19 protein-coding genes are annotated in these 23,312 nt (G+C 70.0%); 7 read left to right on the forward strand and 12 right to left on the reverse strand.

Going from position 1 to position 23,312, the window contains the following annotated elements; all coding sequences use genetic code 11:
- Positions 1 to 25: 25 nt before the first annotated feature.
- From ABFO07_RS10025 to ABFO07_RS10040, 4 genes are all read right to left on the reverse strand, one after another.
- Positions 26 to 1,054: a MerR family transcriptional regulator gene (locus ABFO07_RS10025; protein ID WP_059923810.1), complete on the reverse strand. Its 1,029-nt coding sequence runs from the start codon at positions 1,052 to 1,054 to the stop codon at positions 26 to 28.
- A gap of 124 nt (positions 1,055 to 1,178) precedes the next feature.
- A complete protein-coding gene (locus ABFO07_RS10030) occupies positions 1,179 to 2,708 on the reverse strand; it encodes an efflux transporter outer membrane subunit (RefSeq protein WP_347467060.1) in 1,530 nt (509 codons plus the stop codon).
- 2 nt (positions 2,709 to 2,710) lie between these two features.
- Positions 2,711 to 5,932: an efflux RND transporter permease subunit gene (locus tag ABFO07_RS10035; RefSeq protein WP_322242514.1), complete on the reverse strand. Its 3,222-nt coding sequence runs from the start codon at positions 5,930 to 5,932 to the stop codon at positions 2,711 to 2,713.
- Positions 5,929 to 7,047 carry an efflux RND transporter periplasmic adaptor subunit gene (locus tag ABFO07_RS10040; protein WP_347467062.1) on the reverse strand — a complete coding sequence of 373 codons (1,119 nt, stop codon included), beginning with the start codon at positions 7,045 to 7,047 and terminating at the stop codon, positions 5,929 to 5,931. The genes ABFO07_RS10035 and ABFO07_RS10040 overlap by 4 nt, the downstream gene beginning before the upstream one ends.
- A 180-nt stretch (positions 7,048 to 7,227) precedes the next feature.
- Here ABFO07_RS10040 and ABFO07_RS10045 point away from each other — a divergent pair, with 180 nt between their 5' ends.
- The gene (locus ABFO07_RS10045; RefSeq protein WP_059801450.1) at positions 7,228 to 7,848 is read left to right on the forward strand and encodes a TetR/AcrR family transcriptional regulator; all 621 of its coding nucleotides are present in this window, start codon (positions 7,228 to 7,230) and stop codon (positions 7,846 to 7,848) included.
- A gap of 1 nt (position 7,849) precedes the next feature.
- Here the strand turns inward: ABFO07_RS10045 and ABFO07_RS10050 are convergent, their stop codons facing one another.
- Complete coding sequence (locus ABFO07_RS10050; RefSeq protein WP_196486793.1) at positions 7,850 to 9,583, reverse strand: ClcB-like voltage-gated chloride channel protein; 1,734 nt, start codon at positions 9,581 to 9,583, stop codon at positions 7,850 to 7,852.
- A 103-nt stretch (positions 9,584 to 9,686) separates the two neighbouring features.
- The gene (locus tag ABFO07_RS10055; RefSeq protein WP_081063315.1) at positions 9,687 to 10,760 is read right to left on the reverse strand and encodes a YeiH family protein; all 1,074 of its coding nucleotides are present in this window, start codon (positions 10,758 to 10,760) and stop codon (positions 9,687 to 9,689) included.
- Between the two features lie 113 nt (positions 10,761 to 10,873).
- Here ABFO07_RS10055 and ABFO07_RS10060 point away from each other — a divergent pair, with 113 nt between their 5' ends.
- Positions 10,874 to 11,788 (forward strand): LysR family transcriptional regulator, encoded by a 915-nt coding sequence (locus tag ABFO07_RS10060; RefSeq protein ID WP_347467065.1) that lies wholly within the window; start codon positions 10,874 to 10,876, stop codon positions 11,786 to 11,788.
- 30 nt (positions 11,789 to 11,818) lie between these two features.
- On the opposite strand, the gene ABFO07_RS10065 is transcribed toward ABFO07_RS10060, so the two are convergent.
- From ABFO07_RS10065 to ABFO07_RS10090, 6 genes are all read right to left on the reverse strand, one after another.
- The gene (locus ABFO07_RS10065; protein WP_347467067.1) at positions 11,819 to 13,315 is read right to left on the reverse strand and encodes a GMC family oxidoreductase; all 1,497 of its coding nucleotides are present in this window, start codon (positions 13,313 to 13,315) and stop codon (positions 11,819 to 11,821) included.
- 37 nt (positions 13,316 to 13,352) lie between these two features.
- The gene (locus ABFO07_RS10070; protein ID WP_059561892.1) at positions 13,353 to 14,840 is read right to left on the reverse strand and encodes a hypothetical protein; all 1,488 of its coding nucleotides are present in this window, start codon (positions 14,838 to 14,840) and stop codon (positions 13,353 to 13,355) included.
- Between the two features lie 10 nt (positions 14,841 to 14,850).
- Entirely contained in the window at positions 14,851 to 15,846 is a 996-nt protein-coding gene (locus tag ABFO07_RS10075; RefSeq protein ID WP_230942059.1) for a hypothetical protein, read from the reverse strand.
- A 10-nt stretch (positions 15,847 to 15,856) separates the two neighbouring features.
- Positions 15,857 to 16,822 carry an iron-containing redox enzyme family protein gene (locus tag ABFO07_RS10080; protein WP_347467069.1) on the reverse strand — a complete coding sequence of 322 codons (966 nt, stop codon included), beginning with the start codon at positions 16,820 to 16,822 and terminating at the stop codon, positions 15,857 to 15,859.
- Between the two features lie 76 nt (positions 16,823 to 16,898).
- Complete coding sequence (locus ABFO07_RS10085) at positions 16,899 to 17,078, reverse strand: hypothetical protein (protein WP_017332138.1); 180 nt, start codon at positions 17,076 to 17,078, stop codon at positions 16,899 to 16,901.
- A 144-nt stretch (positions 17,079 to 17,222) separates the two neighbouring features.
- Entirely contained in the window at positions 17,223 to 17,429 is a 207-nt protein-coding gene (locus ABFO07_RS10090) for a hypothetical protein (protein ID WP_124483233.1), read from the reverse strand.
- 349 nt (positions 17,430 to 17,778) lie between these two features.
- Between ABFO07_RS10090 and ABFO07_RS10095 the strand changes: the two genes are divergently transcribed.
- The 5 genes from ABFO07_RS10095 (at position 17,779) to ABFO07_RS10115 (ending at position 23,308) form a co-directional block, all read left to right on the forward strand.
- The gene (locus ABFO07_RS10095; RefSeq protein ID WP_060351623.1) at positions 17,779 to 18,786 is read left to right on the forward strand and encodes an iron-containing redox enzyme family protein; all 1,008 of its coding nucleotides are present in this window, start codon (positions 17,779 to 17,781) and stop codon (positions 18,784 to 18,786) included.
- Positions 18,783 to 19,976, forward strand: a complete 1,194-nt coding sequence (locus tag ABFO07_RS10100; RefSeq protein ID WP_060351624.1) for a cysteine desulfurase family protein — start codon at positions 18,783 to 18,785, stop codon at positions 19,974 to 19,976. The genes ABFO07_RS10095 and ABFO07_RS10100 overlap by 4 nt, the downstream gene beginning before the upstream one ends.
- A gap of 138 nt (positions 19,977 to 20,114) precedes the next feature.
- The gene (locus ABFO07_RS10105) at positions 20,115 to 20,879 is read left to right on the forward strand and encodes a TIM barrel protein (RefSeq protein ID WP_059561877.1); all 765 of its coding nucleotides are present in this window, start codon (positions 20,115 to 20,117) and stop codon (positions 20,877 to 20,879) included.
- Positions 20,880 to 20,923: 44 nt separating this feature from the next.
- Positions 20,924 to 21,916 (forward strand): sugar kinase, encoded by a 993-nt coding sequence (locus ABFO07_RS10110; RefSeq protein WP_060028080.1) that lies wholly within the window; start codon positions 20,924 to 20,926, stop codon positions 21,914 to 21,916.
- A gap of 111 nt (positions 21,917 to 22,027) precedes the next feature.
- Entirely contained in the window at positions 22,028 to 23,308 is a 1,281-nt protein-coding gene (locus tag ABFO07_RS10115) for an MFS transporter (protein ID WP_059801471.1), read from the forward strand.
- The last annotated feature ends 4 nt before the right edge of the window (positions 23,309 to 23,312 follow it).

Raw genomic sequence — 23,312 nt, forward strand, 5'->3', positions numbered from 1 at the left:
GGCCCGCCACCCGGTCACCCCCCGTTCAGCGTTGCGGCGCCAACTGCGCCATCGCTGCGCGCATGAAGCCGAGCAGCGAGTCGTCGACCCACGCGTCCTTCGTCAGCGCCGGCTCGGTCTGCATCGCGCGGCGGAATTTCGCGTGCGTCGCCGGGTCGTCGCCCGCGTAGCTGCGGAACAGGTCGAGCCAGCGCACCGCGAGTGCGCGGGCCTCGGGCGAATCGGGCCGCACGCCCGCTTCGAGCGCATCGCGCACGTCGGCCATCAGCTGCGGCCATTCCATTGCGCGTTCGCCGTAATGCGCGCGCATGAAGCGGATTTCGTCGGGCTCGAGGTAGCGCTCGAAAATGCGCATCTTCGTCTCCGCAACCGCTTGCAGCACGTAGTCGCGCAGCGCGGTCGAGATGCCGATCTGCGCCTGCATCGACGGCTCGCGTTCGTGCATCCGATTCAGTTTCGCGAGCAGGCGCGGGTCGTTGTTCGTGTCGCGCACGAGCAGGGCCATCCAGCGCGCGGCGAGCGTGCGCGCCCGTTCGTCCTCCGGCGGCACGCCCGCGTCGTACAGCGCACGCACGTCGCCGACGAGGGCGATCCATTCCGCGTCGCCCGTCTGGCTCTTGCGGTACATCGGCAGGCGCGCGAGTTCTTCCTCTGAGAAATAGTTGTCGTACACGGTCATCAACTCCAGTGTGGTGAGCCAATCGGCCAGTTCCGGCTCCGTGCCCGCGGCGAGCTGCGCGTGCAGGCCGACGAGCCGCTCGCGCAGCCGCGCGGCCTGCGCGATCTGGCGCTCGAGCAGCGTGATCTGCTTCGCGACGAGGTCGACGAGCGGGGCGCCGGGCTGGTTCAGGTAATCGCCGATTTCGGCGAGCGACAGTCCGAAGCGACGCAGGGCCTGGATCTGGTGGAGCCGGGCGATGTCGTCGCGGTCGTACAGCCGGTAGCCGTTGTCGGCGCGCGCCGACGGCGTGAGGAGACCGATCGCGTGATAGTGATGAAGCGTGCGGACGGTGAGCCCGCTGCGTTTCGCCAGTTCCCCCACTTTCAGTCGCATTTGTTCCTCCGTTCGGTGCGCACACGGGAGTCTCGAACGTTACGCTACGTGAGGGTCAAGCGGGAAGAGGAAAGCGGGTGCGCGCGGACGATCGGCCCGCGCGCACCCGTGGGGTGCCCGCCGATTACTGTGCGGCGGGCGTGACGGCAGAATCCGCGCCGGCGGCGCGCGCCTGCGCGCCCGGTCGGGCCTCGCTGCCGGACGGCGTGCCCATCGCCTGGTACAGCCGCGCGGTATCCGCGAGCCGCGCGCCGGTCGCGCGGATCTCGTCGAGCCGCGCATTGCGGTACTGCAGCTCGCTCGCCCGCGACGCGGACGGCGGCAGCGCGCCGAGCCGCACGCGCGCGGCGGTGTCGTCGTATGCGCCGCGCGCGGCGAGTGCCGCGCGGCCCGACGCGTCGAGCGCCTGCGCGTCGTGCTCGAGCGCCGCGAGCGAATCGGCGACGTTCTGGAACGCGCCGAGCACCGCCTGCTTGTACTGGTCGACGGCGGCCTCGTAGCTCGCCTTCGCCGCGCGGCGCTGCGCGAGCAGCGCGCCGCCGTGGAAGATCGGCTGGCTGAGCGACGCGCCGACGCTCCAGATCGCGCCCGCGCCGGACAGCATCGCCGGCCAGCTGAAGCCGCCTTTGCCCATCGACGCCGACAGCGACAACTGCGGGAACAGCTGCGCGGTCGCCACGCCCACTTCGGCCGCGGCGGCCTGCAGCGCCGCGTCGGCGGCGCGGATGTCGGGCCGGCTCTGCAGCAGGTCGGACGGCACCACGACGGGCACCTGCTCGGGCAGATGGAGATCGTCGAGCGTGAGATCGGCGGGCGGCTGGTCGGGCGTGCGGCCGATCAGCACCGCGAGCGCATGGCGTGCCGAATCGCGCTGCTGGCGCAGCGCGGGCAGGCTCGCCGCGAAGGTCTCCGCGCTTTGCCGCGCGTTCAGCGCATCGCTGCGCGACGCGGCGCCGAGCGCATGGCGGCGCTCGGCGTCGTGCGCCTGCGCGTCGGCGAGCGCGACGAGCCGCTCGGTCGTGTCGATCTGCGCGTTGAGCACCGACGCCGTGATCGACGCGGTGACGATGTTCGCGGCGAGTGCGCGGCGCGCGGATTCGAGCTGGAACGCGCTGATGTCGACGCGTTTGGCGAGTGCGCGGTTCGCGAAGCGCGCGGCGCCGAACAGGTCGATCGTGTAGTTCGCCTGAATCTGCCCGACGAACGTGTTGTACAGCAGCGTCGGCTCGCCGAGCGCGGGGATCGGCACGCCGAGCGCGCGCTGGCGCGTCGCCTGGCCGCCCGCGTCGATCGACGGCAGCATCGAGCTGCCGATCTGCGCGCGCAGCTGCTCGCGCGCCGCGGCGAGGCTGTGCTCGGCCGCGCCGAGCGTCGGGCTGTTGCGCAGCCCTTCGTTGACCACCGCGTTCAGCGCGTCGGAGCGGAATTGCCGCCACCAGTCGGGCACCGGCTGCGCGCCGATTTCGAACTGCTGCGCGACGCCTTGCGCGGCGACGGTCTGCGCGGCCTGCGGCGCCGCGCCGTAGTGCGCGGGCGACGGCATCGCGGGCGGCTCGCCGCTCGGCGCGAACCACGCGCAGCCGGCCAGCGATGCGACGCCCGCGGCCGCGAGCGCGCGCGCGGTTTTCGTCATCAGGTTCATCGACAACTCCATGATCAGGCTCCCGACGGCGTGGCGGGCGGCGTGCTGCCGCCGGACGGGCCGACAGACGGGCCGCCCGGCGGATCGCGCTCGTCGTTCTTCACGCGGAACCACGCGGCGTACAGCGCCGGCAGGTAGAACAGGGTCAGCACGGTCGCGCTGGTGATGCCGCCCATCAGCGCGGTGGCCATCGGCCCGAAGAAGTTCGAGCGCAGCAGCGGGATCAGCGCGAGCACCGCGGCGGCGGCCGTCAGCGCGATCGGCCGGAAGCGCCGCACGGTCGCGCCGACGATCGCGTCGAAGCGGCCGTGGCCGGCCGCGATGTCCTGCTCGATCTGGTCGACGAGGATCACCGAGTTGCGCATGATGATCCCGAACATCGCGATCACGCCGAGCATCGCGACGAAGCCGAACGGCTGGCCGAACAGCAGCAGCGTCGACACCACGCCGATCAGCCCGAGCGGCGCGGTCAGCACGACCATCAGCACGCGCGAGAAGCTCTGCAGCTGGATCATCAGCAGCGTGAACACCGCGATCGCCATCAGCGGCATCTGCGCGTTGATCGACTTCTGCGCCTTCGCGCTTTCCTCGACCGAGCCGCCGATGTTGATCTGGTAGCCGACCGGCAACTGCGCGCGCAGCGCATTCAGCTTGCCGTCGATCGTGTGCGTGACGTCGATGCCCTGCGCGCCGGCGTGCACGTCCGACTGCACGGTGATGGTGGGCTGACGGTCGCGATCCCAGATCACGCCGTATTCGAGCGCCGGCGTGAAGCGGCCGAGCGAGCCGAGCGGCACCGGGCCGTTCGGCGTCGGCAGCGCGAGGCCCGCGAGCTTCGCCGGATCGACGCGGTCGGCCTGCGGCGCGCGCAGGTCGACCGCGATCAGCTTGTCGCGCTCGCGGTATTGCGTGACCGTCGTGCCCGTCAGCGTCATCGCGAGGAAGCTCGACACGTCCTGCGACGTGACGTTCAGCGCGCGCGCCTTCTTCTGGTCGAGCTCGAAGCGCACCGAGCGCTCGGCCGGCTCGTCCCAGTCGAACTGCACGTTCACCGTGCGCGCGTCGCCGCGCACCGTCGCCGCGACCTTCTCGGCGATGCCGCGCACGGTCGCGATGTCGTCGCCGCTGACGCGGAACTGCACCGGATAGCCGACCGGCGGCCCGTTCTCGAGCCGCGACAGCCGCCAGCGCACGGCCGGGAAGCGGTCGCGCAGCGCGGTTTCGAGCCAGCGCGCGAGCTTCTCGCGATCCTCGACCGATTTCGCGGTGATCACGAACTGCGCGAAGTTCGGCAGCTGCAGCTGCTGGTCGAGCGGCAGGTAGAAGCGCGGCGCGCCGCTGCCGACGAAATTGACCGCGTGGTCGATCTCGGGGCGGTTCGCGATCGCCTGCTCGAGGCGCTCGGTCTCGCGCAGCGTCGCCGCGAACGACGCGCCTTCGGGCAGGCGCAGGTCGACCAGCAGCTCGGGGCGGTCGGAGCTCGGGAAGAACTGCTGCGGCACGAGCGAGAAGCCCATCAGCGACACGACGAACAGCGCGCCGGTGATCGCCAGCACGACGAAGCGCCGCTCGATGCACCAGTGGATCCAGCCGCGCAGCCGCGTGTAGAAGCGCGTGTCGTAGATGTCGTGCTCGTGGTCGTCGGGCAGGTGCGCCTCATGCGCGGCCCGCTTGCGCTCCGGCAGCATGTGGAAGCCGAGCAGCGGGATCAGCACGACGGCCGCGAACCACGACGCGATCAGCGCGATCGCCGACACCTCGAAGATCGAGCGCGTGTACTCGCCGGTGCTCGATTTCGCGAGCGCGATCGGCAGGAAGCCGGACACCGTGACGAGCGTGCCGGTCAGCATCGGGAATGCGGTGCTGGTGTATGCGAATGCGGCGGCGCGCGCGCGGCTGAAGCCCTGTTCGAGCTTCACGGCCATCATCTCGACCGCGATGATCGCGTCGTCGACGAGCAGGCCGAGCGCGAGCACCAGCGTGCCGAGCGACACCTTGTGCAGGCCGATGCCGAACAGGTACATGAAGAGGGCGGTGACGGCGAGCACGACCGGGATCGAGATCACGACGACCATCCCGGTGCGCAGGCCGAGCGACACGAGGCTGACGACCAGCACGATCGCCACCGCTTCGGCGACCGCCTCGAGGAAGTCGTCGACCGAGTGCGCCACCGCGTCCGGCATGCTCGACACCTCGGTCAGCTTCAGGCCGGCGGGCAGCTGCGCCTGCAGCGCCGCCGACTGCGCGTCGAGCGCCTTGCCGAGCCGGATCACGTCGCCGCCGGGCTGCATCGTGATGCCGATGCCGAGCACGGCCTTGCTGGGCGGAGCCTTGCCGGCGGCGTTCCGGCCGTCCGCGCCTGCGCCGGCCGCGCCGATGCCGACCGTACGCATCTGGGTCACGGCCGGATCGTCGTAGCCGCGCCGGACCGTCGCCAGATCGCCGAGCCGGAACGTGCGGCCGTTGATGCGCAGCAGCGTGTCGGCGATCGCGTCGACCTTGTCGAACTGGCCGCTCGGCCGCACGAACACGCGGTCGTCGAGGGTCGTCAGCACGCCGGCGGATGCCACGCTGTTCTGCTCGTTCAGCGCCTGGCCGAGCTGCTGCGGCGAAATGCCGAGCCGCGTGAGCTGCGCGTTGTTGACCTCGATGAAGATCCGCTGCGTCGGATCGCCGAAATAGTCGACCTTGCCGACGCCCGGCACGCGCAGCAGCACGGTGCGCAGCTGGTCCGCATAGTCGTGCAGCTGCGCGGGCGAGAAGCCGTCGCCTTCGAGCGTGTAGATGTTGGTGTAGACGTCGCCGAACTCGTCGTTGAAGAACGGGCCCTGCACGCCGGGCGGCAGCGTGTAGCCGATGTCGCCGACCTTCTTGCGGATCTGGTACCACGTCTCGGGCACGTCCCGGACGGGCGCCGAATCCTTCATCGTGAAGAAAATCAGCGATTCGCCGGGGCGCGAGTAGCTGCGCAGGTAGTCGATCGCGGGGGTTTCCTGCAGCTTGCGGCCGATCCGGTCGGTGACCTGCTCCTGCACCTGGCGCGCGGTCGCGCCGGGCCACAGCGTGCGGATCACCATCACGCGGAACGTGAACGGCGGATCCTCGGATTGCGCGAGGCGGGTGTAAGCGAGGATGCCCGCGAGCGTCGCGAGCGCGATCAGGTAGACGACGAGCGCCTGGTGGCGCAGCGCCCATGCGGACAGGTTGAAGCGGCCTTCTTCGCGAAACGAACTCATGACGCGAAGTCCTCCGGATGCAGCGGCGCGATCGCGCGGACCTTCTCGCCCGCGCTGACCGTGTGCACGCCCTGCAGCACGACGCGCTCGCCCGGCTGCAGCCCGTGCGACACGGTGACGGTGCGCTCGTTGAAGCGCGCGACGTCGACGCGGCGCAGCTCGAGCGTGTCGTCCTTCGCGCGCACCACCCACACGGCCGGGTGCTGGCCGTCGTGGAACAGCGCGGTCGCGGGCAGCGTGATGATTGCGGCGGCGGCAGCGGCGTCCGCGGCCGGCGCGCCGTCGAACGCGACGTCGGCGGTCATGCCGAGCCGGATCGACGGATCGGGCCGCACGAGCGACAGCTTCACGCGGTAGGTGCGGCTTTGCGGATCGGCGGCCGGCGCGATCTCGCGCACCTTCGCGGCGAATTGCCGGCCCGGCAGCGACGGCAGCGTGACGCTTGCCGCGTGGCCCGGCGCGAGCGACGCGAGCGCGGCCTCGGGCACGTCGCTGACGACGTCGACGTCGCCCGCCCACGCGAGCTGGTAGACGGGCTGGCCGGCGGACACGTTCTGGCCCGTGTCGGCCTGTTCGGCGGTGATGGTGCCGTCGTGATCGGCGACGAGCGTCGCGTAGCGGAGCTGGTTCTTCGCGAGCGCGAGCTGCTGCTGCGCCTGGTCGCGCTGCGCGAGCGCGGATGCGTAGCCATCCTCGGTCTGTTCGAGCTGCGCGGCGGCGATCAGGTTCTCGCGGGCCTGCGCGCGGTCGCGGTCGAGCTGCTGCTTCGCGAACGCGAGGCGGTGCGATGCGGCGTCGAGCTGCGCCTGTGCGCTCGCGGCATTCTTCTCGACGTCGGACGGGTCGAGCAGCGCGACGACCTGGCCGTTCTTCACGGTATCGCCGAGCCGCACCTTGCGCTCGACGATCTTGCCGGCGATGCGGAACGACAGCGGCGTCGCGTAGCGCGGCTGGATCTCGCCGGGCAGCGTGCGGGACACCGCGGCGCCGTCGGCGCGGGCCGGCTGCGCGACCACGGGGCGCGGCGCGGGTGGCGCGGATTCTTTCTGATGACAGGCGGCGAGGACGAGCGCGGCGCCGAGCAGCAGCGCGGCGCGGGAACCGAAGCGATTCACGAAACCCCCAGAGGCGATAACAGCGGAACGAAACCGGCAAGCGGCGGGCGCTTGCCTCGAACAGCGCGCGGCGGCGCGCGGACGGACACGATCTTTCTGAAACAGTGGCGCATTCTAATACACGCTTGTATCTGAATGCAAAGATGAATTTGAAAGGTGAAAAGTGCTAGACTGCGCGCCATGAAACCACAGCGCTTGACCCGGGAGCAGAGCAAGGACCAGACGCGCGAGCGTCTGCTGAGTGCTGCGCAGGACATTTTTCTGAAGAAAGGCTTCGTCGCCGCGAGCGTCGAGGACATCACGGCCGCGGCCGGCTATACGCGCGGCGCGTTCTATTCGAATTTCCGCAGCAAGGCGGAGCTGTTGTTCGAGCTGCTCGCGCGGGACCACGCGTCGATGCAGGCGGAGTTGCGGCAGATCTTCCAGGGCGGCGGCACGCGCGAGCACATGGAGGCGACCGCGCTGGCCTATTACCGGCGGATGCATATCGACGACCGGTGCCACCTGCTGTGGGTCGAGGCGAAGCTGCAGGCGGCGCGCGACGCGAAGTTCCGCGTGCGGTTCAACCAGTTCCTGCAGGAATCGCGCACGCAGATGGCCGACATCATCCGCGCGTTCGCGGAGCATTCGGGCACGCCGCTGCGGCTGCCGGCCGAGACGCTCGCGCTCGGGCTGATGAGCCTGTGCGACGGCGTGCAGTCGTACTACACGGCCGATCCGCAGCAGGTGTCGGCCGAGGCGGCCGAGGCGGTGCTCGCGGGGTTCTTCTCGTGGGCGGTGCTGGGCCGCGCGCCGGACTGAATCAGCGCTCGCCGGTCATCCTGCGGTACGCATCGAGCAGCGACGTCTTGTAGACGACGCCCGCGAGCGTCGGCTCCGCGACGCTCTCGATCACCGGCAGCCGCTCGCCCTGGAAGCACATGAAGTGCTCGAGCGCGGTGCCGAGCGGCATGTCGGGGGTCAGCAGCGGGAACGGCGTGTGCACGTAGTGCGCGGCCGTCTTGTCGGTCGTGTCGCGCCGGTCGAGCAGGTCGGACGTGATGTCCTTCAGCGCGACCGCGCCGCGGAAGCGCCCGGCCTCGTCGGTCACGTACAGGTATTTCACCGGATATTCGAGGAACACGCGGGTCATGTCGGCGACGCTCGCGGTGAGCGGCACGACCGTCTGCGCGGGCTGGATCAGCTCGCGCATCTGCGTGGTGCGCAGCCGCAGGCGCTCCAGCGCGTCCTGGTGGTGGTGCAGCGTGATCTCGTACATCGACGTCGTGCCGGTCGCGCGCGCGACGAAGTAGGCGACCACGCACGACACCATCAGCGGCAGCACGACCTGGTAGCTCAGCGTCATCTCGAAGATCATCAGGATCGCCATCAGCGGCGCCTGCGTCGCGCCCGCCATGAACGCGCCCATCCCGACCATCGCGTACGCGAAGTACGCGGACGTGTGCCCCGGCCACAGCGCCTGCATCCCGAGCCCGAACAGCGAGCCGAACACCGCGCCGACGAACAGCGTCGGCGTGAAGACCCCGCCGATCGCGCCGGAGCCTGCCGTCGCGGCGGTCGCGAGCACCTTGAACACCAGCACCGCGACGAGCGCCTGCCAGGTCCACGGCGAATGCAGGATCTGGTTCACGACGCTGTAGCCGTTGCCCCACACGGCCGGCACCCAGATCGAGATCACGCCGACGACCAGGCCGCCGAGCGCGAGCCGCACCGGCAGCGGCACGGGCAGCCGCCTGAACTGGTGCTTCGACGCGTCGAGCAGGTGCAGGAACTGCGGCGCGAGCACGCCGCACAGCAGGCCGAGCACGACGAACAGCAGCACCTCGGGGCCCGTGACGGCCGGGAACACGGGCATCTCGTACGGCGGCCGGTAGCCGGCGAACTCGCGCATCACGATGTTCGCGACGACCGACGCGACCACCATCGGCCCGAAGCTTTCCATCGCGATCGCGCCGAGCACGATTTCGGACACGAAGAACGCGCCGGCGATCGGCGCGTTGTACGCGGACGTGATGCCGGCCGCCGCGCCGCACGCGACGAGCAGGCGCAGGCGCGGCGGGTCGAAGTGCGCGAAGCGGCCGACCAGCGACGCGGCGAGCGCGGCGAGCTGCACCATCGGGCCTTCGCGGCCGATCGAGCCGCCGGTGCCGATCGTCAGCAGCGACGACACGCTGCGCCACAGGCTCTGCCGCACCGGCACGACGCCGTTGCCGAGCGCGACCGCCTCCATGTAGTCGGTCTTGCTCGTCTTCGATTCGCCGCGGTTCGCGAACAGCAGCACGCAGCCGGCCAGGAAGCCGCCCGCGGCGGGCAGCCAGAAGCGCACGTACCACGGCAGCCGCTTCGCCATCTCGACGAAGCTGCCGCTGTGGCCCGAGATCGCGCGCTGCATCAGTTCGATGCCTTCGCGGAACGCGATCGTGGCGAACGCGCCGCCGATCCCGACGATCACCGACCAGATCAGCATCGTGTGAGCGTCCGACAGGCGGAACAGCGTCTGGGCGCGGGTGCGCAGCTTCAGCAGGAAAGAAAGCACGACTGAGCGAGGACCGTGGAAAACGACGCGAAGCATAGCACTGCGCCGCGCCCGCGGGACCTTCCCGGCGGGCGCGGCGCGCGAGGCGGCACGGGCGCGCGGCTCAGCCAAGCCAGCGCTGCACGGCCCAGGTGATGCCGTAGCCGCCGGCGATCAGCCACACGTACAGGATCAGGCCGGTGGTCAGCGCGCGGGGGCCGGCTTCGCGGATCTGCGACACGCGGGTCTCGATGCCGAGCGCCGTCATCGCCATCGTCAGCGCGAACGTGTCGAGCACGTTGAGCGTGTGCGTGAGCTCGCCCGGCAGCACGTTCAGCGAGTTGACGATCACGAAGCCGAGGAAGCCGAGCGCGAACCACGGCACCGCGATCCTGCGCTTGCCGTGCGCGCCGCCGGCCGTCGCCGTGGCCTTCGCCGAGCGGGCGAGCCACCAGCCGAGCGCGAGCAGCACCGGCACCAGCAGCATCACGCGGGTCATCTTGACGATCGTCGCGATATGCGCGACCTGCGGGCTCACGTCGCTCGCCGCGCCGACCACCTGCGCCACCTCGTGGATCGTGCCGCCGAAGAACAGGCCGAGGCCGGCCGCGTCGAGGTTCAGCCAGCCGGCGTGGTAGGCGAGCGGGTACAGGAACATCGACAGCGTGCCGAACAGCACGACGCTGCCCACCGCCATCGCGCTCTGGTGCGGCTTCGACTGCAGCGTCGATTCGAACGCGAGCACGGCGGCCGCGCCGCAGATCGCGCTGCCGGCGGCGGTCAGCAGCGCCGAATCGCGGTCGAGCTTCATCAGCTTCATGCCGGCCCAGGTGCCGATCGCAAGCGTGCTGACGACGATCAGCACGGACACCGTCAGGCCCGGCAGGCCGACCTGTGCGATTTCCTGCAGGCTCACGCGCAGCCCGAAGAACGCGACCGCGATGCGCAGCAGCTTGCGCGCGGAGAAATTCACGCCGGCCGCCCAGCTCGCGGGCATGCCGTCGCGCAGCGCATTGCCGTACAACGCGCCTGCGACGATGCCGACGATCAGCGGGGACAGGCCGAGCCCGGCGATCGCGGGCAATTCGGACAGGCTCGTCACGGCCGCGGCGAACAGCGCGACGAACAGGATGCCGTTCAACTGGCCGCGCATCGACGGCGCGGCGTGATTCAGATGAGGGGCGGGAGCAGTGGACATATGGAACCCGGATCGGATCGTCATTTCAATGCCCTAATGCTAGTTTCGTTATATCGATATGAAAAATTGTGATTTGTGACATAAACTATCCGGAAAGCCGATAATTCATCGCCATGACCCCGGATCAACTGATAACTTTCGCGGCCGTCGCCGAGCACCTGAACATCAGCCGCGCCGCGCTGGCGCTGCACCTGTCGCAGCCGGCGGTATCCGGCCAGCTGCGCCTGCTGCAGGACGAGTTCGGCGAGCCGCTGTACCAGCGCGACGGCCGCGGGATCCGCCTGACGCCGATCGGCGAGCAGCTGTCGCATTACGCGACTTCGCTGCGCGACACGTATGCGCAGGCGCGCGCGTTCCGCGATGCGGTGCGCGGGCTGGAGGCCGGCACGCTGCGGATCGGCGCGAGCACGACGCCGGCGAGCTACCTGCTGCCGTACCTGATCGCCGCGTTCCAGCCGACGGCGCCGCGCGTCGCGATCCAGACGATGAGCGGCAACACCGCCGAGGTGGTCGCCGCGCTGCCGTCGCTCGACATCGCGCTGATCGAGGGGCCGCCGGGCGAGGCGCTGCCGCCCGGCACGGCCGCGCATCGCTGGCACGAGGACGAGATCGTCGCGATCATGCCGGCCGGGCACCCGCTGGCGGCGCGGGCGGGCGGTGGCGGCCAAGGCGGCGATGGGGGCGGCGTAACGCTCGATGCGCTCGCCGCGCATCCGCTGGTGCTGCGCGAGGCCGGCTCGGGCGTGCGCCAGCTCGTCGAGCGCGCGTTCGCGAGCGCGGGCGCGCCGATGCGCGTCGCGCTCGAGATCGCGGGCGTCGAGGCGGTGAAGGAAGCGGTGCGCGCGGGCATGGGCGTCGGCTTCGTGTCGGCGATGTCGCTGCGGCACGACGATGCGGCGCTCGCGATGCGCTCGCTCGCGCCCGCGCCGCTCACGCGGCACTTCTCGATCCTGGTGCCGCACGGCGCCGCGCCGTCGCGGCTCGCCGCGCAGTTTCTGGCGATGAGCCTCGTGCAGACGCTCGGGTGACGGGCGGGGCGCCCGCCGTCACGCCCGCCGTCAAGCGTGCTCGAGCACCAGCGCGGCGCCTTTCTCGCCGATCATCAGCGCCGGCCCCTGCGTGTGCCCGGACGTGATGCGCGGCATGATCGACGCGTCGACCACCCGCAGCCCCTCGACCCCGCGCACGCGCAGCTGCGGATCGACCACCGCGTCGTGGCCGACGCCCATCCGGCAGGTGCCGACCGGGTGGCTCAGCGAGCCGGCGTTTTTCAGGATCCAGTTGCGGATCTCGCCGGGCGTGCGTACCGACGGGCCGGGCGCCTGTTCTTCGCCGCGCCACGCCGACAGCCCCGGCGCGTTGCCGAGCGAGCGCATCAGCTCGAAGCCCTGCACGCACTGCTCGAAGTCGCCCGGCGCCGACAGGAAGTTCATGTCGATCAGCGGCGCGACGGCCGGATCGGCCGAGCGCAGCGCGACGCGGCCCCGGCTCTGCAGCCGCATCATGTCGCCCGTCACCGAATAGAAGCTGCGCAGCTCGTGCTCCGACTGTCCGCACGTATAGCGCCCGCGCATCATCTCGGCCGCATTGGCGGGCTGGCCGTCGGCGTTCGCGTTTGCCCAGACGATCGCGTAACCCTCGTTGACGGGCTGGTCGAGGATCGGCTGCTTCGACGTCCAGATGCCCTGGAAGATCAGCGCATCCATCAGGTTCGCGCCGACGCCCGGCAGGTCCGCCTGCACGGGGATGCCGAGCCGCCGCAGCTGCGCGGCGTCGCCGATGCCGGAGCGCATCAGGATCTGCGGCGAGTTGATGGCGCCGGCGCACAGCACGATTTCCCGGCTGGCCGCCGCGCGCACGCGCTCGCCGCCGCGGATGTAGTACACGGCGGCCGCGCGCCGCGTGCTGCTGAATTCGATCCGCTCGACGAGCGATTCGTCGGCCAGCGTCAGGTTCGTCTGCCGCGCGAGCAGCGGCTCGACGTAGCGCTGGTAGCTCGTGACGCGCTCGAAGCGCGCGTCGATCGTCGAGCGCAGCGGCGACACGCCGGCCATCGGGCGCCCGTCGTTGTAGTTCGGGTTGAAGCGGTGGCCGAGCTGCTCGCACGCGCTCACGAACGCCTGGCCGAATGCGTTGCGCGTGGTGGTGGTCGGCTGCAGCATGCTTTCGACCTGCTCGAAGTGCGGCGCGACATCCTGGTAGCGCCAGCCGACGCAGCCGTACTGGCTCGCCCACTGGTCGAAGTCGGCGGGGGCGCCGCGCACGTAGACCATGTCGTTGTGCGCGGTGCAGCCGCCCGTCACCTTCGCGCGCCAGACGTCCATCACGCGATCGTTCATGCGCGTCTGCGGCACGCTTTTGTAGCCCCAGTGAATCGCTTCGATGCCGTACAGGCAGTTGATCTGGTTCGGGTCGCGGATCGCCGGGTAGTGCGACGCGAGCGGCCCGGCCTCGAGCAGCAGCACCTTGATCGACGGATGAGCGGCGAGCCGCCCGGCGACGATGCTGCCCGCCGAACCGGAGCCGATGACGATGTAGTCGTAGTGTGCGTTCATGGGGTCCTCCTCGTGCACGTGAAGCGGCCGGGCGCCGTCAGCCGCGCGGGTCGAGCAGCCGGCCGTACGGGCCGTGCAGCACGAGCGTGGATTGCGCGCCGTAGAACCCGGCGATGCCGCTCCATGCGCGATGGTTCAGCTCGAGCAGGAACAGGATGCGGCGCATCGCGAGCGCCTGCCGTGCCGGGCCGATCGCGGCGATCCGCTCGAACATGTCGCGCGAGATGCTGTTGTGGTTCAGCGATTCGTTCAGCTCCTCGTGATCGCCGGACACGCTGTGGAACGCGTCGTTGTCCTTGACCGCGGCCATCAGGCGCAGCGACATCTTCGGCGGCTCGCCGAAGATCCCCTCGACGACCATGATCGCGGCGAACGACGACACCGGGTCGGCATCGGCGAGCAGCGTGAGCGCGTCGACGAACGCGAAGTGCAGCGGCAGCGGCACGATCCGCGCGAGCTGGCCGGGCGCGACGCCGAGCGCCTCGCAGGTCGTGCTTTCGAGCGCCTCGTGGCCGTATTCCTCGCCGTAGTAGCGGAACATCATCGCGCGCAGCGGGATGCTGAGCCGCATGCTCAGCAGGGGCGCGATGATCTCGACGAAGCGCCGCGTCACGTGGTACTGCTCGATGAACGGGCCCGCGACGAGCGGCGCGTAGCCGCCGTTCAGCGCGTCGACCGCGCTCACGTACGGATTCTCGCCCCAGCGGTTCAGCGTCTCGCGCGTGATCAGCTCGGTCTGGCGCATGAACTCGAGCCCGTTCGACAGCGACACGGGCGGCAGGTCCGCGCACGGCAGCCGCTGCGCGTCGTCGCCGCTCGCGGCGACGAGGCTCGACGCGACGAGCCACAGGTGCGACATCAGGTCGTGCTCGTCGTACAGCCCGGCCGTGTCGAACCGCGCATCGTGCGCCGCGCTCGCGCGGGGCGCGCCGGAGAACGCGTCGAGCATCAGGTCGACGGCCGCCAGCGTGAGCGGCGCCGCGCGGCGGAAGTATTCGAACTCGATGCGCAGCAGCGCGAGATGGAAGTTGGGTTCGGCCTGCGCGTCGAACGGGTCGTCGTCCGCGTCGAACAGCGTGGGCCCGGATGCGGGCCGTTCGAGGTGCAGCCGCAGCGACGCGGCGTCGCGCGCGATCGCGTCGCGCCGCGCGGAGTCGAGCCCCGCGAGGCTCGCGGCGACCGTCTGCGCGATGCACGCGTCGATGCGCGCCGCCTGCGCCGCGAGCGCATCGGTGGCCGCGTCGCCGGCCTCGCCGATCAGCGAATGCGTATCGAGAAACGTGCCGAGCGCATGCCAGCCGGAGTCGGGCTCGCTGTCGCGCAGCGTCGACCACAGCGGCGATGCGGCGTCGGTCAGGTCGTCGAGCTGCGCGGCGATCTGATCGGCGGCGTCGGTGGCGTCGAACGCCAGCCGGTATTCGTGCGCGCCCGCGCGCAGGCTGACGAGCGCCGAGCCCGGTTCGTGGTGGATCGCGTCGACGAACAGGCGCGGCGACCGATAACGCTGAAACGTCCAGAGTTCCATGTGGCGACCCTCAATGGAAGATGCGCGGCAGCGGCGCGCTGTCGTCGGCGTAGTAGGCGAGGATGGCGTGCTCCTGGCGCACCAGCGTCTCGACCATCAGCGAGACGTTGCGTTTCGTGACCGTGCACGCCTCGGGATCGATCGCGGCGTCGAGCGCCATCAGCTGCCGCGAGATGTCCTCGTGGCGGTACGTGTCGTTCAGGTCGGCGTGCGCGCGCAGCGGCCGGTAGAACGCTTCGGGCAGGCCGAGCGCGACGCAGCGCGCGTCGAACGCGTCGATGAACGCGGGCTGCGCGCGTTCGAACAGGAACAGGCTCGCCTTGAACGACAGCGGATGCTGGCGCGCATGCACGCCGAGCGCGGCCGCGAGCGAAAACGTGGCGGGCAGCGGCTGGTGCTGCTCGATGACGGCCTCCGCGAGCCCCACCGCCTTCAGCGACGCCGCGAGAAACCGGTCGTGCCCGAGCTCCGATTTCAGGAAATCCTGCAGCAGCGCGCGCTCCTCGGCGCTGGCGGCCCAGCCGAGCGCGGGGCCGATCAGCCCCGGCGCCGCGCGCACGATCCAGTAATACTCGAGCGCATAGCCGATCAACTGCCGGCGCGTCGCCTGCTGCTCGACCAGCGCGCGCAGGAACGCCGAGCGCGCGCTGCGCGCGGCCGTGCGATCCGCGATCCGGCGGATGTCGCGGTAGAGCTGCGCGCCGCTCGTCGCGGCGGCGGCACGGCGCGGGTCCGATTCGATCAGCAGGCGCAGCGCGTTGAAATCGGCGAGCAGCGGCGGAATCTTGTCGGCGATGCGGCGCGAGCGCGCCGCCAGTTCCTGCGGCGTCAGGCCGCCCACGTGCAGGTCGCCGATCAGCCGCGCGACGTCGTTCGCCTCGTCCGGCGCGAACTGGAACGCGCACTGCCGGCCGCCGGCGCTCAGCACGGCGCCGGTATCCGTGACCTGCGAAGTGACGATGCCGCGGAATTTCGGCATCGCGGGAGCCGCTAGCGTGCTGTCCATGATGGTCGCCTCACAGGTCGGACACGCGCCGCAGCAGCGGCGCATCGGAGGTGTAGTAGCGCCACACGGCCGTGTAGAAATCGTCGTAGAGCTCGACGAACAGCCGCAGCTGGGCCTTCACGCGCGCGACGATGGCGGCGTCGAGCACCGGGATGTCCTGGAAGATCGCGCGCGTCAGGCTGCCGTGCGCGGCGTTGAGGTTGATGTTCGCGTGCGTCTTGAGCGGGCCGACGAGCCCGTCGGGGAGTTGCGCGCGCTCGCACGCCTGGATGAAGCTGTCGTGCTGCAGGCCCTGGCCTTCGAGCAGGCCGAGCGTGGTGAAGAAGAACAGCGGATCGCTGTGCGACCAGTACGCGAGCGCGTTGCACAGCCCCATCGTCTCGGGCAGGGGGATCGCATCGAGCATGTCGGCGCGGGTGAGCCCCGCGAAATTCAGCGCGCGCAGCAGGATCTCGTCGTGCCCGTACTCCTCGGAAAAGAACCGGTTGAGCGTGAGCCGCACCGGCGTGCTCGGCACGTAGGACAGCACGGGCGCATCGAAATAGCTTTCGCGGAACAGGAAGTGCCAGTTCTCGATCACCATGCCGATCGCGAGCCGTTCGGGCAGGTCGCCCGGCGCCCGCGTGTCGAGGCACGCGCGCCAGAACGGATTGCGGTACAGCGTCTGCTCGGCGTACTGCTCGACGAGATCCTCGATCTCGAGGATCACTTCCGAGCCGGGGCGGCTCGCGACCGGCGCGTCGTCGTCGATCAGGCCGGCCTCGTCGAGCGAGCCGACCAGTTCGTCGAGCAGCGCGCGCGGCAGGTCGGGCTCGTCGCGCGCGATCTCGTCGAGATCGTGGCGGCCGTCGAACTGGTCGAGCGTGCGCGCGAGCGCGACGGCGGCGTGCGGGCTGCCGGGCAGCGCGTCGACGTGCCGCAGCGCGACGGGCGCCACCAGCCGCGGGCGTGGCGCCGGCGATTCGATCCGTTCCATGATGACACTCCCGAAGAGGGCGCGCGGGGCGGGCGCGCGGCTCGCCCCGCAACAGGCTGAACCGGTGCCGCGGCGATTACAGGTGGATCGCGATCAGCGTCGGCGTGCCGTCGGGCTTGTTTACGGTGACAAGGTAGTGCTTGCCGCCGAGCGTGCCCGTATTGATGTAGAGATCCACCTTGTGGCCGTCGAACACGTTCTTGCCCGTTTCGGCGTTTTTCACTTCATGAACCGTTGCCTGCTGCGTATTTGCCATGTCGATCACCGTTTTGAAAATGAAAGGGCGTCCGGCCTGATTCGAATAATCGGGCTGGGGGATTTGCGGAGAAATCTGGAACGAAATAAAAATGTCGGTCTTGTTTCCTTTTATCCGTTGTGCGGATGATTCATGGGCGGATATTCACCCGCACATGGTCATGAACGCGGCGCGGGCGGAAAGCGGCAGGCCGTCCGCCTGCTTCGCGATCGCCACTTTCAGATCGGCGCCGCCGACGATCAGCGCGTGGCGATCGGCGCCGGCGCGCGGGTCGACGGTGTGCAGCGCGTCGACTTCCTTGACGGCGACCTTGGTGCCTCGCGGCACGATGACAGTAAGCGGTTCACTCATAGCAACCTCCGACGATGGAAAAGGGCGCAAGCGCCCGGCCGCCATTAGCGCGGCACGCAGCCATGCCGCGGCCATGCGGCACCGGAGCGGCGGCATCTCCGATCTTCAAATGCGGTGGAGTGATTCGATGGAATGGAGCCCCGATTTATTTTCTTGGAAAAGAGAACGTTATTTTAAGCATTTGCGGATTTCTTGAATTACAGGAATCCTGGGGATAATCTAGTACAACGTTTGCGCGATTCAAGATCGATTTAATGGCATGTGCGATTGTTTTCCGTGGATCACCGCGCGCGGCGATCGTTTCGGAAAACGAATCGGTGGACGCTCGAAAGAACCAGGAGACGGGGACATGGGCGAGACGACGGAAACCGGCGAGCGGCCGCGGCTGCGGCATTGCACGCTCGTGGCGCTGGCCGGCGAGCGGCTGGCGATGATCGTGGGCGACGAGCGCTTCGAGCTCGAGCAGGTGCAGGGCACGCGCGACGCGTTCCTGCGCATGAAGCGCTACCTGGACGGACGGCACACGCTCGAGGACATCGCGCAGCGCTCGGACGTGTCGTACGGCAGCGTGCGGACGATCGTCGGGCAACTGGGCGAACTCGGCCTGCTGCGCCGCGAACGGCCGGCCGCGACGATTGCCGTGGCGGATTTCCTCGAACGGGTGAACCGCAGCACCCGGATGTGGCGCGCGCAGATCGGCTATCACCGGCTGTTCGGCATGCTCGAGCGCGGCGAGGCCAGCCGCGACCTGATCGCCGGCTTGCTGCTCGAGACGTATCACTTCGTGCGGCTCGCGCCGCGCCACGTCGGCGCCGCGATCGCGCACTGCCGCGAGCAGGAGACGGCCGAGCTGCTGTGCGGCTACCTGGCCGACGAGTATGCGCATCACGGGCTGATCGCCGCGTCGGTCGAGAAGCTCGGCATCCCGCGCGAGCAGATCCGCGACGCGCATCCCGTGATCGGCACGCTGTCGCTCGTCAACATGCTGTGCGAGGTCGGCCGCGCGTCGTCGCTCGGCTACCTGTGCTGCCTGAAGCTGATCGAGGCGAGCCCGGACGAGGAGGCCGGCGCGCGCGGCGCGTGGCGCGAGATCGCGCGCACGGCCGGGCTCGACGCGGACGTGTTCGACGGGCTGATGCGCCACATGCGGATCGACGTCGGCGCCGGCCATGCGGGCCTGCTGGAGCAGGCGCTCGCGCGCACGCAACACGTGCCGGCCGACGCCGCGCACGTGGCGATCAACCATATGCACGACGTCAAGCACGCGTTCGACCAGTTCCACGACCAGGTGATCCAGTACTACACGGACATGTCGAATTACGTGCCGCGGCTGAAGGTCGACTTCTTCTCGCTATGAGCAGAGCCGACGCGGCAAGGCCGGGCGCCGGCGAGCGGTTCGTCTACCTCGACTTCAATGCGCGCACGCCGGTCGCGCCGGAAGTGATCGACGCGATGGCGCCTTACTGGCGCGACGTGTACGGCAATCCGTCGGCATCGCACCGGCAGGGGCGGCTCGCGCGCGACGCGCTCGACGGTGCGCGGGCGGCCGTCGCGGCGCTGGTCGGCGTCACGCCCGAGTGGATCGTGTTCACGAGCGGCGCGACCGAAGCGAACAACCTGGCGCTCGCCGGCTTCGCGTGGTCGGACGCCGCGCGCGCGGGGCCCGCGCGGCGGATGATCGTGAGCGCGGTCGAGCATCCGTCGATCCAGTACGCGGCGGCCGCGTTGCGCACGCACGGGTGGGACGTCGCGACCGTGCCGGTGGACGGGTACGGCACGCTGCGCATCGACGCGTTCGATGCATGCCTGACGCCGCAGACGCGGCTCGTGTCGCTCGCGCACGCGAACAACGAAACGGGCGTCGTGCAGCCGCTGGGCGTGTTCGCCGCGCGCAGCCGCGCATGCGGCGCGCGGGTGCATACCGACGCGTCGCAAAGCATCGGCAAGGTGCCGGTCGACGTGCACGCGCTCGGCGTCGACATGCTGACGCTGTCGGGGCACAAGTTCTACGGCCCGCCCGGCGTTGGCGCGCTGGTGCGCGATCCGGCGCTGCCGCTCGTGCCGCTGCTGCACGGCGTGCCGAAGGAGTTCGGGCTGCGCCCCGGCACGGAAAGCGTGCCGCTGATCGTCGGCCTCGGCGCGGCGGCGCGGCTCGCGGATACGCAATTGTCGCGGCGCGCGCAGGCGATGCGCGCGGCGCGCGACCGCCTGGCGCGCGCGCTGTTCGAGTGCGTGCCGGGCCTGCTGCTGAACGGCTCGCCGGACGCGCGCCTGCCGAACACCCTGAACGTGTCCTTTCCCGGCTGCAACGCGCGCGCGTTGCTGGCCGCGCTCGACGACCGGCTCGCCGCGTCGGCCGGGCCCGCGCGCGTCGTCGGCGACATGGCGGGCGAGAGCGCCGTCGCGGCGATGGGGGGCGATGCCGCGCGTGTCGCCGGCGCGGTGCGGCTGTCGGTCGGCGTCGAGACGACCGACGATGACATCGACCGGGCAGTGCGGTGCCTGCGCGGCGCGTGGCTCGACGAGATCGGCCGCCACGCGTTCTGATGCAGCCCGGTTGCCTCGCGGCGAACCCTGGCCGGCCGATTCCTAGGGATTTCCACTATGGCGCCGGCCCACCCCGAGGCGCACCATCCGTCTCATATTGATGGAACCGGTTCCAAATCCGGCAATAGAAGGGCAAACATGGCAGACATCGTGATCGTGGCGAGCGCATTCGGGATGGACCGGGTGCGACAGGAGGGCCACCGGGCATTCGTCGCGACCGCCGCGCAGGCGGGCGCGGCCGGCTTCGAGGTGCGGCGCGAGCTGTTCGCGTCCGACGCGGACGCGGCACGCGACGCGCTGGCCGCGCTGGGCGCGCACCTGGCGGCGCACGGCATCTGGTCGGTTTACTCGACGCCCGCGACGCTTTACACCGAAACGGGCGCACTCGACGCCGACGCGCTGCGCGACGCGCTCGCCGAAGCCGACGCGCTCGGCGCGCGCTTCGTGAAATTCCAGCTCGGCGGCTTTGCCGGCGACGCGCATGCGGCCGACATCGTCGCGCTGTCCCGCGACGCCCGCGCCCGCGTGGTGGTCGAGAACGGCCAACTGGCGGTGGGCGGCGCGTTCGCGCAGTTCCGCGACCTGTTCGCGGCGCTTGCCGCGGCCGGCGCGCCGCGCGCGCTCGGCATGACGTTCGACATCGGCAACTGGCAATGGCCGGGCGAAGCGCCGCTCGCGTGCGCGCAGGCACTTGCGCCGCATGTCGAATACATTCATTGCAAGGCCGTCGAAGGCGAGGGCGCGCGCCGTTTCGCGGCCGCGCCGGCGCCGCACGACCCGCTCGTCGCCGCGGTGCTGGCGGCGCTGCCGCGGGACGTGCCGCGCGGCATCGAGTTTCCGTTCGATGCCGCCGATCTGGCCGGCGATGCGCGTCGGCGCGTGGCGTGGCTCGAGGCCGCATAACGCACGAACGGCCGTACGCAAGAAGGATCCGGAGGAAACCACCCATGCAGCAACCCCTCGATGTCGTCACCTACGGCGAAGCGATGGCGATGTTCGTCGCCGCCGAGCCCGGCCACCTCGCGCATGCGTCGCAATTCACGAAGCGGATCGCGGGCGCCGACCTGAACGTCGCGATCGGCCTGTCCCGGCTCGGCTTTCGGGTCGGCTACCTGAGCCGCGTCGGCCGCGATTCGTTCGGCGGCTACGTGCTCGACACACTGGCGCGCGAAGGCATCGACGCGTCGTGCGTGACGGTAGACGAACGTTATCCGACCGGCTTCCAGCTGAAGTCGCGCAACGACGACGGCAGCGATCCGACCGTCGAGTATTTCCGCAAGGGCTCGGCGGCAAGCCACCTGTCGTGCGCCGATTACGTGGCCGACTACGTGCTCGGCGCGCGCCACCTGCACCTGACGGGCGTTGCGCCGGCGATTTCCGCGTCGTCGTGCGAGCTCGCGTTCCATCTGGCCCGCGAAATGCGCGCGGCCGGCAAGACGATTTCGTTCGATCCGAACCTGCGCCCGACGCTGTGGCCGTCCGCCGACGCGATGGCGAGCACGCTGAACGCGCTCGCCGCGCTCGCCGACTGGGTGCTGCCGGGCCTGGCCGAAGGCCGGCAGCTGACCGGGCGCGACGCGCCGGCCGACATCGCGCGCTTTTATCTGGACCAGGGCGCGCGCGGCGTCGTGATCAAGCTCGGCGCGCAGGGCGCGTATTACCGGTGCGCCGACGGCCGTGAAGGCACGGTCGACGGCGAGCGTGTCGCGCGCGTCGTCGACACGGTCGGCGCCGGCGACGGCTTCGCGGTCGGCGTCGTGAGCGCGCTGCTCGAAGGCAGGCCGATGGAGCAGGCGGTCGCGCGCGGCAACCGGATCGGCGCGCTGGCGATCCAGGTGATCGGCGACTCGGAAGGCCTGCCGACGCGTGCGGAGCTCGATCGTATCGAAACCGTCAGCAATCGGCCCGATCGTCTAGAGGAAACCTTCGCGGCGCAATGAGATGCCGTCCACGGCACAATCGCGAACTCATTTCGATCATTACGCACTGTTTTGCGTGGGACCGGAGTAAGCGCTAAAGCGCTAACTCCGGTCGACACAGGAGACACACCCATGACTGCCAATCTCGCCGCACGTCGCTGGTGGACGATCATGCCGATCGTCTTCATCACCTACAGCCTCGCCTATCTCGACCGCGCGAACTACGGGTTCGCGGCGGCGGCGGGCATCAACCAGGATCTCGGCATCAGCAAGGGCCTGTCGTCGCTGATCGGCGCGCTGTTCTTCCTCGGCTATTTCTTCTTCCAGATCCCCGGCGCGATCTACGCGGAACGGCGCAGCGTCAAGAAGCTGGTGTTCGTCAGCCTCATCCTGTGGGGCGCATGCGCGGCGCTCACGGGCGTGGTCAGCAACATCCCGTCGCTGATGGCGATCCGCTTCGTGCTCGGCGTCGTCGAGGCGGCCGTGATGCCGGCGATGTTGATCTACATCAGCAACTGGTTCACGAAGAACGAGCGCTCGCGCGCGAACACGTTCCTGATCCTCGGCAACCCGGTCACGGTGCTGTGGATGTCGGTCGTGTCGGGCTACCTGGTGCATGAATTCGGCTGGCGCCACATGTTCGTCGCCGAGGGCGTGCCGGCGATCCTGTGGGCCGTGTGCTGGTGGTTCCTGGTGCAGGACAAGCCCGCGCAGGCCACCTGGCTCACCGCGCAGGAAAAGCGCGACCTCGACGCGGCGCTCGCGGCCGAGCAGGCAGCGATCAAGCCGATGCGCAACTACGGCGAGGCGTTCCGCTCGCCGGCCGTGATCAAGCTGTGCGCGCAGTACTTCTGCTGGAGCATCGGCGTGTACGGCTTCGTGCTGTGGCTGCCGTCGATCGTGAAGAACGGCTCGGCGCTCGGCATGGTCGCGACCGGCTGGCTGTCCGCGCTGCCGTACCTGGCCGCGACGATCGCGATGCTCGCCGCGTCGTGGGCGTCCGACAAGGTCGGCTCGCGCCGCGGCTTCGTGTGGCCGTTCCTGCTGATCGGCGCGGCCGCGTTCGCGGCGTCGTATGCGCTCGGCTCGAGCCACTTCTGGATCTCGTATGCGCTGCTGGTGGTCGCAGGCGCCGCGATGTACGCGCCGTACGGGCCGTTCTTCGCGATCGTCCCGGAACTGCTGCCGAAGAACGTCGCCGGCGGCGCGATGGCGCTGATCAACAGCATGGGCGCGCTCGGCTCGTTCGTCGGCTCGTATTTCGTCGGCTACCTGAACGGCGCGACCGGCTCGCCCGTCGCGTCGTACGCGTTCATGAGCGCCGCGCTGGTCGCCGCGGTGATCCTCACGCTGTCCGTCAAACCCCAGGCGCGCGATGCGCACCCGCTCGCCGCGCCGCTGCAAGGAAAATGAATCG

It is taken from the genome of Burkholderia stagnalis (assembly GCF_039848545.1).
GTDB classification, from domain to species: Bacteria; Pseudomonadota; Gammaproteobacteria; order Burkholderiales; family Burkholderiaceae; genus Burkholderia; species Burkholderia stagnalis.

What these genes read in the sequence shown, in the direction of transcription:
- ABFO07_RS10025 (WP_059923810.1), bottom strand. Translation starts at nt 1,054, where the DNA reads ATGCGACTGAAAGTGGGGGAACTGGCGAAACGCAGCGGGCTCACCGTC.
- ABFO07_RS10030 (WP_347467060.1), bottom strand. Translation starts at nt 2,708, where the DNA reads ATGGAGTTGTCGATGAACCTGATGACGAAAACCGCGCGCGCGCTCGCG.
- ABFO07_RS10035 (WP_322242514.1), bottom strand. Translation starts at nt 5,932, where the DNA reads ATGAGTTCGTTTCGCGAAGAAGGCCGCTTCAACCTGTCCGCATGGGCG.
- ABFO07_RS10045 (WP_059801450.1), top strand. Translation starts at nt 7,228, where the DNA reads ATGAAACCACAGCGCTTGACCCGGGAGCAGAGCAAGGACCAGACGCGC.
- ABFO07_RS10055 (WP_081063315.1), bottom strand. Translation starts at nt 10,760, where the DNA reads ATGTCCACTGCTCCCGCCCCTCATCTGAATCACGCCGCGCCGTCGATG.
- ABFO07_RS10060 (WP_347467065.1), top strand. Translation starts at nt 10,874, where the DNA reads ATGACCCCGGATCAACTGATAACTTTCGCGGCCGTCGCCGAGCACCTG.
- ABFO07_RS10065 (WP_347467067.1), bottom strand. Translation starts at nt 13,315, where the DNA reads ATGAACGCACACTACGACTACATCGTCATCGGCTCCGGTTCGGCGGGC.
- ABFO07_RS10070 (WP_059561892.1), bottom strand. Translation starts at nt 14,840, where the DNA reads ATGGAACTCTGGACGTTTCAGCGTTATCGGTCGCCGCGCCTGTTCGTC.
- ABFO07_RS10075 (WP_230942059.1), bottom strand. Translation starts at nt 15,846, where the DNA reads ATGGACAGCACGCTAGCGGCTCCCGCGATGCCGAAATTCCGCGGCATC.
- ABFO07_RS10080 (WP_347467069.1), bottom strand. Translation starts at nt 16,822, where the DNA reads ATGGAACGGATCGAATCGCCGGCGCCACGCCCGCGGCTGGTGGCGCCC.
- ABFO07_RS10085 (WP_017332138.1), bottom strand. Translation starts at nt 17,078, where the DNA reads ATGGCAAATACGCAGCAGGCAACGGTTCATGAAGTGAAAAACGCCGAA.
- ABFO07_RS10090 (WP_124483233.1), bottom strand. Translation starts at nt 17,429, where the DNA reads ATGAGTGAACCGCTTACTGTCATCGTGCCGCGAGGCACCAAGGTCGCC.
- ABFO07_RS10095 (WP_060351623.1), top strand. Translation starts at nt 17,779, where the DNA reads ATGGGCGAGACGACGGAAACCGGCGAGCGGCCGCGGCTGCGGCATTGC.
- ABFO07_RS10100 (WP_060351624.1), top strand. Translation starts at nt 18,783, where the DNA reads ATGAGCAGAGCCGACGCGGCAAGGCCGGGCGCCGGCGAGCGGTTCGTC.
- ABFO07_RS10105 (WP_059561877.1), top strand. Translation starts at nt 20,115, where the DNA reads ATGGCAGACATCGTGATCGTGGCGAGCGCATTCGGGATGGACCGGGTG.
- ABFO07_RS10110 (WP_060028080.1), top strand. Translation starts at nt 20,924, where the DNA reads ATGCAGCAACCCCTCGATGTCGTCACCTACGGCGAAGCGATGGCGATG.
- ABFO07_RS10115 (WP_059801471.1), top strand. Translation starts at nt 22,028, where the DNA reads ATGACTGCCAATCTCGCCGCACGTCGCTGGTGGACGATCATGCCGATC.